Genomic DNA, 12,834 nt, shown 5'->3' on the forward strand with positions numbered 1-12,834 from the left:
GAACACCGTGACCCAGCCGATGCCCCCTCACTCCACCCCTCACCGTCACTCCGCCCCTCACTCCACCCCGCACCCCGCTCCCTGGCGGGACCGGGCGCTGCCGCCGGGGACCGACCTGCCGTTCGTGGACACCCTGATGGCCCCGCTCGACCGGTACGTGCCCGAGCTGCGCGCCGCACTCGCGGACGGCGCGTACGCCACCGCCCAGCACCGCGCCCTCGCGAGCGCCGTCAAGACACTCCTCACCGCCTTCCTCCACCCGCGCTCCCGCCGGCACGCCGACCCCGGACTCCTGCCCCCCGCCCGGCGGTTGCTCGACCAACTCGCCACACTCCAGGGCGCGGACGGACTCTTCGGCGGCGACAACCTCGCCTCACCGCCCGACTCCTCCTTCACCGTCAACGACGTGTGCGTGGCGACCAGGTTGATCGACGCGTACGGCAATTCCGCTGAAGGAGAAGGCGGTACGGAGCTGACCGGGCTGCGCTCCGGGCTGGCCGCGATCCGCCGCGCCGTGACCCCCGCGCTGCTGACCGGCGGCGTCCACACCCCGAACCACCGCTGGGAGCTGTGTGCCGCCCTCGCCAGGCTGCACCGCCTCGACCCGGACCCGCGGCTGCCCGCCCGCGTCGGCCAGTGGCTCGCGGAGGGCGTCGACCTCCAGCCGGACGGGATGTACTCCGAGCGCAGCCCCCTGTACGCCGCACACGTGACCAACCCGTCCCTCCTCGCCGTCGCGGACGCCCTCGACCGACCCGAACTGCTCGATCCCGTACGGCGCAACCTCGACGCCTTCGCGGAACTCTTCGACGAGGACGGAGCGGTGGAGTCCGTGCACTCCCGCCGCCAGGACCAGCGCACCGCCTTCGACGGGGCCGGATTCCTGCTGCCGTACCGGAGGTTCGCCGTACGGGAGGGGCGCGCCGACTACGCGGCGGTCGTCACCGGCATCCTCGCGCGCCCCGTCGGCGCGGAACTCGCCGCCGACGTCCTCGCGGAGACCCTGCTCGACCCCACCCTCGCCCGGCCGCTTCCCCCGCCGCCGCCCCCGGCCGCGGCCGTGCCCCCGGCCGCGGTCCCGGCGGCCGGGGCCGGCCCGGCGCGGACCGTCCTCGCCGACTCCGGTCTGGCCCGGTGGCGTACGGGACGCCGTACCGTCACGGTCTACGGCGGCGGCGACAACGCCCGCTTCCCCGACATCGCCTCGGGCCTCGCCACCAACCCCACCTTCCTGAGGTTCCGGCAGGGCGCCGCCGTCCTCGACGCGGTACGGCTCTCGGTGAACTTCTTCGGCCTCGGCCCGTTCCGCGGCGACGGCCTGCGGGTGGCGGACGACGGGCGCTGCTCGCTGACCAGGACCACCACCGCCCGCTTCTACCAGCCGCTGCCCGAGGACCGGCGGCGCCCCGGCGGGGGGTACGAACTGGGCGGCGAGGGACGCTTCTTCGCCGCCATGGACTTCGGACACCGCCCCGCCGACGAGCACCGGCTGCGCGTCGACGCCGAGGTCGTCCCGACCGGATCCGGTGTGGACGTACGGCTCGGGCTGACCGGCGTCCCGACCTCCTTCGTCCTCGAACTCACCTTCCGGGGCGGGGGAGTTCTGACCGGGGCCCGCCCCCTGCCCGGGAGCGACGCGTTCGAGCTGGCCGACGGCACCGGCAGCTACACCGTGGGCGAGGACACCATCCGCTTCGGACCCGGCAACGGTACGGGCCCCGCGCAGCCCGCACTCTTCGACGACGGCGAACGCTTCACCCACCTGGGTGCGCGGGACACCCTGCCGGGCACCCGCGTCCGGATCACCGGCCGGGTCCCCGGTTCCTACACCCTGACCCTCACCGGAGCTGACGAACTCGTCAGTCCCCGCCCCTGACCGCCCGGCCCACCGCGGAGCGCAGCCCGGTGAATTCCGGCAGCCCGCGGGTGGCGATCTGGTCGCGCTCCGCCGGGAGCCCGACCGGCAGATCGGCGCGTATCCGGCCGGGACCCGGTGCCAGGACGACCACGCGGTCGCCCACGTACACGCTCTCGTCGATGTCGTGGGTGACCAGCAGGACCGTCATGCCCTCCGCGCGGTGCAGCCGCAGCAGCAGATCCTCCAGCTCCTCCCGGGTCTGCGCGTCCAGGGCCCCGAACGGCTCGTCCATCAGCAGCAGCGACGGCCGGGCCACGAGCGCCCGCGCCAGGGCGACCCGCTGCTGCATGCCGCCGGAGAGCTGCCAGGGATGGCGCCGTGCCGTTCCGGCCAGCCCGACCTGCTCCAGCATCCGGGCCGCCGCGGCGTGGCGCGCGGCGCGGCCGAGACCGTGCCGGCGCAGCGGCAGTGCCACGTTGTCCCGCACGGACAGCCACGGGAAGAGCGAGCGGCCGTAGTCCTGGAAGACGATCCCTAGCCGGTCGGGCACCCCGTCGACGGGCGCGCCGTCCAGGGTGATCCGGCCCGAGGTGGGTCGGACGAGCCCGGCGACACACCGCAGCAGGGTGGACTTGCCGCACCCGGAGGGCCCGACGATGGTGAGCAACTGGCCGTCGGGAACGGTGAGTTCGATGCCGCGTAACGCCTCGGTCCCGCCGTCCGCGGTGTGTGCCCCGGCGGTCCGGTCCGCCCCGCGGCCGTGCCGGTGGCCGTACTGGTGGCCGAGTCCTTCGATCCGCAGCACGCCCCCGTCACCGGGCCCAGGGTTCGTACAGCGGGGAGTCGTCGGCCGGCACCCGGATCCGCAGCAGCGCGGGGCCGTCGTCCGGGCCCAGCCCGAGCACCCGGTCCAGCGCCGCGGGCAGTTCCCCGGGCTCTTCGACCGCATGGCCGGGACAGCCGAACGCGGCGGCCAGCGCGGCGAAGTCGATCCCGGTGATGTCCGTCCCCGGGACCGGTGCGACCCCGATCCGGTGCCCCAGTGCCCGCACCGCGCCGTAACCGCCGTTGTCCAGCAGGAGATACGTCACCGGGGCGTGCTGTCGGGCGGCCGTCCACAGCGCCTGCACCGAGTAGAGCGCGGAGCCGTCACCGAGCACGCACACCACGCGCCCACCACCGGCGAGCGCCCGCCCCACCGCCAGCGGCAGCCCCCACCCGAGCGCGCCGCTGCCGGTGGTGAGGAAGCCGCCCTCCGCGCTCACCGGCAGCCGGGCGTGCAGCGCGTCCCGGTGGCTGGGCGCCTCCTCCACCAGCACGGTGGACCGGGGCAGCCGCTCCCCGAGCAGGTCCAGCAGCAGTTCGGGGGAGATCTCCGGGCCCCGCCGCGCGGGCGGCGCCACCGCCCGCACCGGGGGCACCGGCCGGTCGGCCTGCCGCACCAGCCCGGCGAGCGCCCGTACGGCCGGGCGGAGCGTGGTGACGATGCTCGTGCCGACCGGCAGCCAGGCGGCCTGACCGGGATCGCAGTCCAGGTGGTACAGCTCGGTGCCGGCCGCGAGCGGCGGCCCCGCCACATGCACGTGGTACGTGAAGAGCGGGGCACCCAGCGCGACCACCAGATCGTAGGGAGCGAGCCGCTCCGCCAACTGGTCGGCCACGGGCGGCAGAAAGCCCTGGAAGTACGGATGGCGCTCGTCGAACCCGGAGCGGCCGGAGAGCGGGCTGATCCAGACGGCCGCCCGGGTCAGCCCGGCCAGTTCGGCGACCTCGGACCCCGCCCGCTCGTCGTCGACGGCGGGCCCGACCACCAGCGCGGGCCGCCGCGCCCCGTCGAGCGCGGTGGCCAGCCGGGCCAGAGCCTCCGGATCCGCGCCGTATCCGCTGTGCACGGTGCGCGGGGCGACCGGCTCGGCGGGCCGGTCCCAGTCGTCCTCCGGTACGGAGAGGAAGACCGGGCCCCGGGGGTGGGTCATGGCGACGCGGTGCGCCTCGGCGAGCGCGCCGGGCACATCGGCGGCCCGCTCGGGCTGGCGGCTGAACTTCACGTAGGGGCGCGGGAACTGGGTCGGCTCGTCGGCGCCGAGGAAGGGGTGGAGGGGCAGCAGTGCGCGGGACTGCTGGCCCGCGACGACCACCAGCGGCACCCGGTCCCGGCAGGCGTTGAACACCGCGCCCAGCGCGTGGCCGACGCCCCCGGCGGAGTGCAGGCTCACCAGCGTGGCCCGTCCGGTGCCCAGCGCGTGGCCGGCCGCCATGGCGACGGCGGTGGACTCCTGGAGCCCGAGGACGTAGCGGAAATCGTCCGGCCAGTCGCGGAACATCCGCAGTTCGGTCGAGCCGGGGTTGCCGAAGACGGTCGTCATACCGGTGTCGCGGCACAGCTCCACCACCGCCTGACGGACGGTCGTACTCATCGGGAACCGCCTCTCTCGGGTCTCGTGGGGGAAGGGGCGCGCCCCTCGCGCCGTCCGCCGAGGAGCAGTCGTTCGAGGGCCACCAGCGCACTGTTGAGTACCTGCCCTACCACGCCCAGCAGCACGATCACCGCCCATACGGTCAGTAGATCGGAGCGTGTCTGGGCGTCGACGAGCTGGAAGCCGATGCCGTTCGCGGTGCCGGGCAGCAGTTCGGAGAAGACCATGAGGATCAGCGAGAGCGACAGGCTCAGCCGCAGTCCGGCGAAGACCCGCGGCAGCGCGGCGGGCAGATGGAGCAGCAGCACCCGTTCGGCCGGGGACATCCGCAGGGCCGCGGCGACCTCCAGCCGCAGCGGATCCACGCTCCGGACCCCGTCGGCGGTGTTGATCAGCACGGGCCAGACCGCGCTGAAGACGATCGAGGCGAGCTGCATCCGGGTGCCCGGGGCGAAGAGCACCACGAAGACCGGCACCAGCGCGGGCGGCGGGACGGCGCGCGCGAACTGGAGCACCGGGTCGCACAGCGCGTACGCGTCCCGCGAGCGGCCCAGCGCCAGCCCGAGCACGATGCCGCAGAGCGCGGCGAGAGCGAACCCGGCGACCACCCGGCCGAGGCTCGGCAGCAGGTTGGCGACGGCGTCGTCGGTGAGGAAGAGCCGCCCCGGCGGTCCCGCGAACCACAGGGCGTGGCCGTGCGCCAGGATGCTCGCCGGGGTGGGGAAGAAGACACTGCCGTACCCCCACGCCGCCAACTGCCAGGCCGCCACCGCCCCGAGGGGAACGCCGACGCGCGGCAGCACCGTACGGTAGGGCAGGGCGCGGGAGTTCATGTGCCGGCCCCCCGGTGCTCCGGCGTCCAGGGGAACAGCCGCCGCTCGGCCGCCAGGAGCACCCCGTTGATCAGCAGCCCCAGCAGTCCCGCCCACACCACCGCGGCCAGGACGTCCGTGGTGCCGTCCGTGGCCGTGCCCGCCTGGGCGATGAAGATCCCGAGACCTTCGCCGAACCCGGCCAGGATCTCCGTCGCCACCGCGAGGATCAGCGCCGTCGCCGCGGAGATCCGTACCCCGGCCGCGATGAACGGCGCGGCCGACGGCAGCCCCGCCCGCAGGAGGACCGCGAGCCGCCCGAAGCCGAAGGCCCGCAGGGTCTCCTCGGCGAGCGGATCGGTCTCGCCGAGCCCGTAGACCGTGTTGAACAGCACCGGCCAGACCGCGGCGAAGGCGACCAGCGCGACGGTGGTCCCGGCGCCCGCGCCCAGCAGCAGCGACACCAGCGGGATCAGCGCCACGGACGGCACCGGGCGTACCAGTTCGATCAGTACCCGTACGGACTCGTTCACCGCCGGGACGCTGCCCAGCAGCAGTCCGAGCGGAACCGCGACGGCGCAGGCCAGCGCCAGCCCGGCGGCCCATGCCTCCACGGTGGCCCGTACGCCCCGCAGGAACGCGGCGTCCCCGCCGAGCCGGACGGCCCGTACCAGCACCTCCGAGGCGGGCGGCAGATAGGAGCTCCGTACCAGCCCCGAGCGGCCGAGCGCCTCGCAGAGGGCGAAGGCGGCGAGCACCCCGACGGCCCCGAGCAGCCTCTCCCGTGCGCCGCCCCGTCTCACCTGCCCGGCTCGTAGAGCAGGTCCGCCGCGTCCATGGCCCGGGTCAGCAGCCCCTGGTCCCGCATCATCGCGATGAGCTTGTTCAGCTCCGCGGCGCTCGACGTGGGCGGATAGCCCGGCAGTCCGATGGCGGCGGCCTCGGCCGGCGTGATCTTCGTGTAGCCGGGGAGCACCTGCTCCACGGCGTCGCGGTCCTGGTCCGCGATCGCCTGGGCCGCCGCGATCGCGCGCTGGAAGGCGGCGGCGGTCCTCGGGTACGTGTCGACGAACCGCTGCGTGGTGACATAGCCGCTGAGCGGCAGCCCGTCGGCGGGAGACGCGGCGCCGTCGATGACCGTACGGGCGTTCAGATCGCGTTTGATGGCCGACGCGAAGGGCTCGACCGCGTGTACGGCGTCCACCTGGCCCCGCTCCAGCAACGCGCCCATCTGCGGGAACGGCACCTGGCGGTAGGCCGGGAGCCCCGCGCCGCGCTCGCCCAGCTCGCTGTTGAGGGTGAGCGACTGGATGTTGTTGAGGATGTTCACCCCGACCCGCTTGCCCCGCAGATCCTCCGGTGTCGTGATCTTCGAGCCCGGCAGCACCAGAACGCCCATCATCCGCGGGGCGTTCCTGGCCCCCTCGGCGAGCACCCGGGTGGTGAGCGTGCCCCTCTCCCGGGCCTGGAGGAACGTCACGAAGTTGGCGCCGCCGATGATGTCCACCTGCCCGTTCGCGAGCGCGGGCAGCGCCTGGACGCTCTGCTGCACCTGCTGGACACGCACCGTCAGCCCCTGCTCCGCGAAGAGCCCCCGGTCGACGGCGATGTGCAGCGCGGCGACGTCGGTGAGCGGAAGACCGGCGACGGTGAGCGTCCTCTTCTCCGGACCGCCCGGGTCGCCCGACGCGCCGGCGGAACCCCCGGAGCCTTCCGCGCCGCCTCCTCCGCAGCCGGCGAGGAGCAGGGGCAGGATCAGCCCGACGACGGCCAACCTCACGCGGAACCGGCGCAGTTGGAGTCCCATATCACAGCACCATAGAGGGGGGCGACCGACCGCACCATAGGGCGTCCCCCGGACCGGGCGCCGCGCCCCGCCCCCGCACGGCCCCCGCCCCCGCACGGCCCCCGCCCCCGCACGGCCCCCGGCGCCGCGGCGTCTAGAACCCGGTGATGGCGCCTTCCACCACGTACGCGCACTCCGTGTAGAGGTAGCCCGGCTGGATCTTCGCCTTGTCGGCGCCGGAGGACGTGGCCGTGCTGCTCTTGGACTTGTGCAGGAAGTACGTGGTGCCCGCCGGGAGGCTGATCGTCTTCTGCGGGTAGCTCTTGGTGCTTTTGCAGGCGCTCACCGAGGCGGACAGCGCGCTGGAGTACCGCGTACAGCTTCCGCACCCCTGGAGGGTGACGCGGCCGGTGACCGGGCCGGTGTACAGGACCTCGACGGCGTCGGGGCTGTCGTTCTTGATGGTGACGGAGATGGAGCCGCCGGAGGCCGTCGTGGGCAGCCGCTTCCCCGCCGCCGGCTCGTCCTCGGCGATCTCCGCCGCGATGGCGATCTTCTCGGCCCGCGCCCGGTTGCCGTCCTTCTTGTACGTCTTGACGAAGTCGTTCAGGGTGGTCAACGCTTTCGCGAAGTCGCCGTCCTTGTACTGGTCGACACCGCACGCGTAGGTACCGGAACGGATGTGCGCGTCCGCCTTGCCGGTGTCCTCGGTCAGCGCGTCGGCCACGCCCGCCCGCTCACCGGGGAGCGCCGCCGCCTGGGCCCGGAGCGTGCGCAACTCCTCGGTGACATCACAGGGGTTGGCGCCCTTGAGGCCCTTGGCGGTCGTCCCGATCGAGGCGCGCACCGCGGGCTCGACCTTCGCGGCCTGGCGGGACTCGGGGAAGTCCGTGAGCAGTTCGCCGAGGTGGCCGCCGTCCTGCGATACGGAGCTGGGGTTGCCGAGGACGCCGACCCCGCACTCGTACAGCGAGGTGGCGAGCCGGTCGTCGGGCCAGGTGGCCAGGGAGCCGAGGCGCTTCTTGCCCACCGTGCCCGGAACCGTACGCAGATACTTCAACGGCTCTATCGCGCCGCAGTAGTTCCTCTCGTCGTACGGGCTGCCGACCGCCTCGTAGTACGCGGTCAGCCGGTTCGGGACGCGCGCCGCGGCCCGCGAGTCCGGGTGGTCCTCCTGGAGATCGCGGTAGGCGGTGAGCGCCCGGTCGAAGGAGGGCATGGCCGTACTGAACGGCTGGCTCCGTACGCTCTCGACGAGCCGGTCGGCCTCGTCGAGACGGTCCAGCAGCAGCTTCTGCGTGGCCTCTTCGCGCGCGCCGTCGTACAGCACGACGCCGCCGACGGGGGCGGCGAGCAGGGCGAGGCCGAGCGCGACGGCGACGGGCGCCCGCGGCGGCCAGGCCAGCGGGGTGCGCAGCCCGACGGCGGCGCCGTGGGCGGCCGCCAGCGCGAGGAAGAGGAGGTAGGCGATGAGCGTGCCGTCGGGAACGCCGTCGGGGTCGGCGGGCAGGGCGATCAGCAGCAGGATTCCGGTCGCCACCCAGCAGAGGACCATCGCGAGCCGGCGGCGCGCCAGCGCGTAACCGAGCCCGAGACCGCTGAGGTTGAGCAGCGCCACCGCGACGGCGCGCAGCGGGTCGGCCGGCCCGGGCGGCACGGCGGGCGGTGCGGGCGGCGGCGGAGGCGCCGCGAAGCCACCGGCCCCGCCCGCCCCGCCGAATCCGCCCGCCCCGCCGAATCCGCCGTATCCCCCCGGACCACCGGCGCCGCCGACGTCACGGGCTCCGCCGTACGCGCCGAACCCGCCGCGCTCCTCGGGCTCTCCGAACCCACCCGACCCGGTGGCCCCGCCGCTTCCGCCGAACCCGCCGGATCTGTCGGAATCACCGGTTCCGCGCTGCTCGTCCCAAGACATCGCGACTCCCCCCAGTCGTCGAACACACCGTGTGCAGACCCGCATTGTAGTGCTCATCCCGGCCATGTCGGCCTCTTCGCGAACCTCCGCACGCGCGCCCCCCGGCCTCGGCCGGAACCCCGCGGGACGCCAGGGACGGCTGCGGCCCACGGCTCGTCCCCCGTGTCACGGAGCCCTTGACAGGTCACACGGGGCTCCCTACTTTCACGGGGCAGTGAAACGATTCATCGCCGAGTCGTATCGGAGTCGCATGGTGATCAGCAGAAGACGACTGCTCGGTACCACCGCAACCGCCCTGGGCACGACCCTGGCCACCGGACCCCTGCCCGCCGCCCGGGCCGCCACCCCCACCGCCGCCGGAACGGCGGGGGACGCGACGGCGGCGCTGCGCGTCACCGCGCCGACCGTCGAGTACGCACGGCAGCCACTGGGCCTCGACACCCCACACCCCAGGATGAGTTGGCCGTTCGTCTCGGCTCGCCCCGGGGAGCGGCAGACCGCGTACCGGATCCGGGTCGCCACCGCCCCGCACCGCCTGACCCGGCCCGACGTCTGGGACAGCGGCAAGGTGGCCTCGGAGCAATCCGTCCTGGTGCCGTACGCGGGCCCGGCGCTCGCCTCCCGGACCCGCTACCACTGGACCGTGCGCGTCTGGGACGCCGACGGCGCGCCCTCCGACTGGGCCACCCCGTCCTGGTGGGAGACCGGGCTCACCGACCCCGCCGACTGGTCGGCGCGCTGGATCGGGGCGCCGGCCGAACTCGTCGGCGCCCCCTCCCTGGACGGCGCCTCCTGGATCTGGTTCCCCGAGGGCGATCCGGCGAGCGGCGCCCCCGCGGCCACCCGCTGGTTCCGTACCCGCGTCGACGTCCCGGCCGGTGTCACCCGGGCGCGCCTCGTCATGACCGCCGACGACGGATACACCGCCCTGGTCAACGGCGTCCAGGTCGCCCACACCGAAGCCGACGGGCCCGCCGAGAACTGGCGCCGCCCCGTCCTCGCCGAAGTGACGGACGCCCTGCGCCCCGGCACCAACGTGATCGCCGTGTCGGCCGTCAACGCGACCGAGAGCCCCGCGGGCCTGCTCGGGCTGCTGGAACTCACCACCGCCGACGGCGTGCACGTGGTCCCGACCGGCGCCACCTGGCGCGCCACCGACCGGCGGCCCACCGACGACTGGACGTCCGCCGGCTACGACGACGGGTCCTGGCCCGCCGCCCAGGTCCTCGCGCCCTGGGGGTCGGGACCCTGGGGCCGGATCGCCGTCCCGTACGCCCCCGCCGCCCAACTGCGCCGCGAGTTCCGCCTCGGGAACCGGACGGTCGCGCGGGCCAGGCTCTACGCCACGGCCCTCGGCCTGTACGAGGCGCACCTCAACGGCGAACGCGTCGGCGAGGACCGGCTCGCACCCGGCTGGACCGACTACAACAAGCGCGTCCAGTACCAGACGTACGACGTCACCACCCTGCTCGGATCCGGCACCAACGCGCTCGGGGTCACGCTCGCGGCCGGCTGGTACGCCGGGAACATCGCCTGGTTCGGCTCGCACAAGTACGGCGAACGCCCGGCCCTCCTAGCCCAGTTGGAGATCACCTACACCGACGGCACGACCGAACGGATCGTCTCGGACACCGACTGGCGGGCCGCCGCCGGACCGGTCACCTCCGCCGATCTGGTGATGGGCGAGGAGTACGACGCCCGGCGGGAGACCGACGGCTGGACGCGCGCGGGCTTCGACGCGACGGGGTGGCTCCCCGTCGACGCTACCGTCGTCACCGACGCCACCGCCGCCGCCACCGCCCGGGTCCCCGCACTGGTCGCGCAGATCGACGCCCCCTCCCGGGTGGAGACGGAACTCCGCGCCAGGAAGGTGACCGAGCCGAAGCCGGGAGTCTTCGTCTTCGACCTCGGCCAGAACATGGTCGGCACCGTCCGGCTCACCGTCTCGGGCGCCGCCGGAACCACCGTACGGCTGCGCCACGCCGAGGTCCTCAACCCCGACGGCACGCTCTACACCGCCAATCTGCGCACCGCCCGCGCCACCGACACGTACACCCTCAAGGGCGGCGGCACCGAGACGTACGAACCGCGCTTCACCTTCCACGGCTTCCGCTACGTCGAGGTGACCGGGGTTCCGGACCGGCCGTCGGCCGACGCGGTCGTGGGACGGGTCATCCACACCGCCGCGCCGTTCACCATGGACTTCAGGACGAACGTCCCGATGCTCAACCAGCTGCACAGCAACATCACCTGGGGACAGCGCGGCAACTTCCTCTCCGTGCCCACCGACACCCCCGCACGCGACGAACGGCTCGGCTGGACCGGCGACATCAACGTCTTCGCCCCCACCGCCGCCTACACCATGGAGTCGGCGCGCTTCCTCACCAAGTGGCTGGGCGACCTGCGCGACGGCCAGCAGAGCGACGGCGCGTTCACCGATGTCGCCCCGATCGTCGGCGAGGACATCATCGGCAAGGGGGTGGCGGGCTGGGGAGACGCCGGAGTCACCGTCCCCTGGGCGCTCCACCAGGCGTACGGGGACACCCGCGTGCTGGAGGAGTCCTGGGCCCCGATGCTCGCCTGGCTCGACTACCTGAAGCGGCACAGCAGCGGATTCCTCCGCCCCGCCGAGGGGTTCGGGGACTGGCTCAACATCGAGGACGAGACGCCCAAGGACGTCATCGGCACCGCCTACTTCGCCCACAGCGCCGACCTCGTCGCGCGGACCGCCGAGGTCCTCGGCAAGGACCCGGCGCCGTACACCACCCTGTTCGGGTCGGTACGCGACGCCTTCCGCGCCGCATACGTCTCCGCCGACGGCCGGATCAAGGGGGACACCCAGACCGGGTATGTCCTGGCCCTCTCCATGGACCTGCTGGCCGAGGCCGATCGGGCGCCCGCCGCGGACCGGCTGGTCCAGCTCGTCGAGGCCAAGGGCGGGCACCTGTCGACCGGGTTCCTCGGCACGCCGCGGCTGCTCCCCGTCCTCACCGACACCGGACACATCGACGTGGCCTACCGGCTGCTGCTCCGGCGGACCTTCCCCAGCTGGGGGTACCAGATCGACCGGGGCGCCACGACCATGTGGGAGCGCTGGGACTCCATCCGTCCCGACGGCACCTTCCAGGACGCCGGCATGAACTCCTTCAACCACTACGCGTACGGCTCGGTGGGGGAGTGGATGTACGCGAACATCGCGGGCATCGCGCCGGGCGCCCCCGGCTTCCGGAAGATCATCGTCCGGCCGCGCCCCGGGGGCGGGGTGACGGAGGCGAGCGGGCGCTTCGACTCCCTCCACGGACCGGTCACCACCCGCTGGAAGGCCGGCTCCGGCGGCTTCCGGCTCACGGTCGGACTGCCCGCCAACACCACCGCGGAGGTCTGGATCCCCACCACGGACGCGGCGCGCGTCCGCCACGGGGAGACCCGGCTCCTGCGCACGGCGGAGGGCTGCGCGGTGTACGCGGCGGGACCGGGCACCCACCACTTCGCGAGCTGAGCCACCGGCCCTTCGACCTGCGCGCCGGACCACGCGCCGCGGCCGGCGCTCACGCGGGGCGGTTCCGCCGCGCGTGGGCGCCGCCCCGGCGGCGCGGATACGTGCACAGCAGAAAGATGGTGGCGAGTACGGCGACGGCCTCCGCGACGACGGTCAGCCGTTTCTCGCCGTACCAGACCGGCTCGTACATATTGGGGACCGGGCCCAGCTCGCCCACGTCGACATAGCGGTAGATCAGCAGCAGCGCCAGGCCGCCCGTCGCGACCAGCCAGGCGAAGAGATCGCCGGGCACCCGGCGCCAGACCAGGACGAGCAGCGCCGCGAGCGCCGCGAGCCCCGCCTCGGCACGGAACAGGTCGCCCTGGCTGATGCCGGCGGAGACGCTGTCGTACCGGTCCGCGAGATGCGCGTGCAGATACGCGTCCACCGCCAGCCCGGCCGCGGCCAGCACCCTCGCCACGGCGCGCAGCTTCCACAGGGTCCGCCGCGGGCGCGGGGACGGGGGCGCGGCGGACGGGATCGAGGACATCGTTCCTCCCGGGCTCGG

General features: G+C 74.1%; 9 protein-coding genes. 2 read left to right on the plus strand and 7 right to left on the minus strand.

Annotated elements, in window-relative coordinates; all coding sequences use genetic code 11:
* Positions 1-19 precede the first annotated feature (19 nt).
* On the plus strand, positions 20-1,876 hold the full coding sequence (locus tag ACFXKG_RS02270) for a hypothetical protein (RefSeq protein ID WP_384830892.1): 1,857 nt from the start codon (positions 20-22) through the stop codon (positions 1,874-1,876).
* Here the strand turns inward: ACFXKG_RS02270 and ACFXKG_RS02275 are convergent.
* The 6 genes from ACFXKG_RS02275 to ACFXKG_RS02300 all read right to left on the minus strand — a co-directional run bounded on the left by ACFXKG_RS02275 (position 1,860) and on the right by ACFXKG_RS02300 (position 8,788).
* Complete coding sequence (locus ACFXKG_RS02275; protein WP_384830895.1) at positions 1,860-2,663, minus strand: ABC transporter ATP-binding protein; 804 nt, start codon at positions 2,661-2,663, stop codon at positions 1,860-1,862. The genes ACFXKG_RS02270 and ACFXKG_RS02275 overlap by 17 nt on opposite strands.
* A gap of 7 nt (positions 2,664-2,670) precedes the next feature.
* A complete protein-coding gene (gene mdlC, locus ACFXKG_RS02280; RefSeq protein WP_384830898.1) occupies positions 2,671-4,275 on the minus strand; it encodes a benzoylformate decarboxylase in 1,605 nt (534 codons plus the stop codon).
* A complete protein-coding gene (locus tag ACFXKG_RS02285; protein ID WP_384830901.1) occupies positions 4,272-5,108 on the minus strand; it encodes an ABC transporter permease in 837 nt (278 codons plus the stop codon). Before ACFXKG_RS02285 ends, mdlC begins: the two co-directional genes overlap by 4 nt.
* Positions 5,105-5,890, minus strand: a complete 786-nt coding sequence (locus ACFXKG_RS02290; protein WP_384830905.1) for an ABC transporter permease — start codon at positions 5,888-5,890, stop codon at positions 5,105-5,107. Before ACFXKG_RS02290 ends, ACFXKG_RS02285 begins: the two co-directional genes overlap by 4 nt.
* On the minus strand, positions 5,887-6,894 hold the full coding sequence (locus ACFXKG_RS02295; protein ID WP_384830908.1) for an ABC transporter substrate-binding protein: 1,008 nt from the start codon (positions 6,892-6,894) through the stop codon (positions 5,887-5,889). The genes ACFXKG_RS02290 and ACFXKG_RS02295 overlap by 4 nt, the downstream gene beginning before the upstream one ends.
* Positions 6,895-7,027: 133 nt before the next feature.
* Entirely contained in the window at positions 7,028-8,788 is a 1,761-nt protein-coding gene (locus ACFXKG_RS02300; RefSeq protein ID WP_384830910.1) for a hypothetical protein, read from the minus strand.
* Positions 8,789-9,041: 253 nt separating this feature from the next.
* On the opposite strand from ACFXKG_RS02300, the gene ACFXKG_RS02305 reads away from it, so the two are divergent.
* Positions 9,042-12,287 carry an alpha-L-rhamnosidase gene (locus ACFXKG_RS02305; RefSeq protein WP_384831751.1) on the plus strand — a complete coding sequence of 1,082 codons (3,246 nt, stop codon included), beginning with the start codon at positions 9,042-9,044 and terminating at the stop codon, positions 12,285-12,287.
* A 49-nt stretch (positions 12,288-12,336) separates the two neighbouring features.
* Here the strand turns inward: ACFXKG_RS02305 and ACFXKG_RS02310 are convergent, their stop codons facing one another.
* A complete protein-coding gene (locus ACFXKG_RS02310; protein WP_384830913.1) occupies positions 12,337-12,816 on the minus strand; it encodes a hypothetical protein in 480 nt (159 codons plus the stop codon).
* Positions 12,817-12,834 lie beyond the last annotated feature (18 nt).

The sequence above is a fragment of the Streptomyces sp. NPDC059255 genome (assembly GCF_042752355.1).
Lineage (GTDB): Bacteria > Actinomycetota > Actinomycetes > Streptomycetales > Streptomycetaceae > Streptomyces.

Bases quoted from the DNA above. Each gene is read 5' to 3' on its own strand.
- ACFXKG_RS02310 (WP_384830913.1), bottom strand. From the start codon at position 12,816: ATGTCCTCGATCCCGTCCGCCGCGCCCCCGTCCCCGCGCCCGCGGCGG.
- ACFXKG_RS02270 (WP_384830892.1), top strand. From the start codon at position 20: ATGCCCCCTCACTCCACCCCTCACCGTCACTCCGCCCCTCACTCCACC.
- mdlC (WP_384830898.1), bottom strand. From the start codon at position 4,275: ATGAGTACGACCGTCCGTCAGGCGGTGGTGGAGCTGTGCCGCGACACC.
- ACFXKG_RS02295 (WP_384830908.1), bottom strand. From the start codon at position 6,894: ATGGGACTCCAACTGCGCCGGTTCCGCGTGAGGTTGGCCGTCGTCGGG.
- ACFXKG_RS02300 (WP_384830910.1), bottom strand. From the start codon at position 8,788: ATGTCTTGGGACGAGCAGCGCGGAACCGGTGATTCCGACAGATCCGGC.
- ACFXKG_RS02285 (WP_384830901.1), bottom strand. From the start codon at position 5,108: ATGAACTCCCGCGCCCTGCCCTACCGTACGGTGCTGCCGCGCGTCGGC.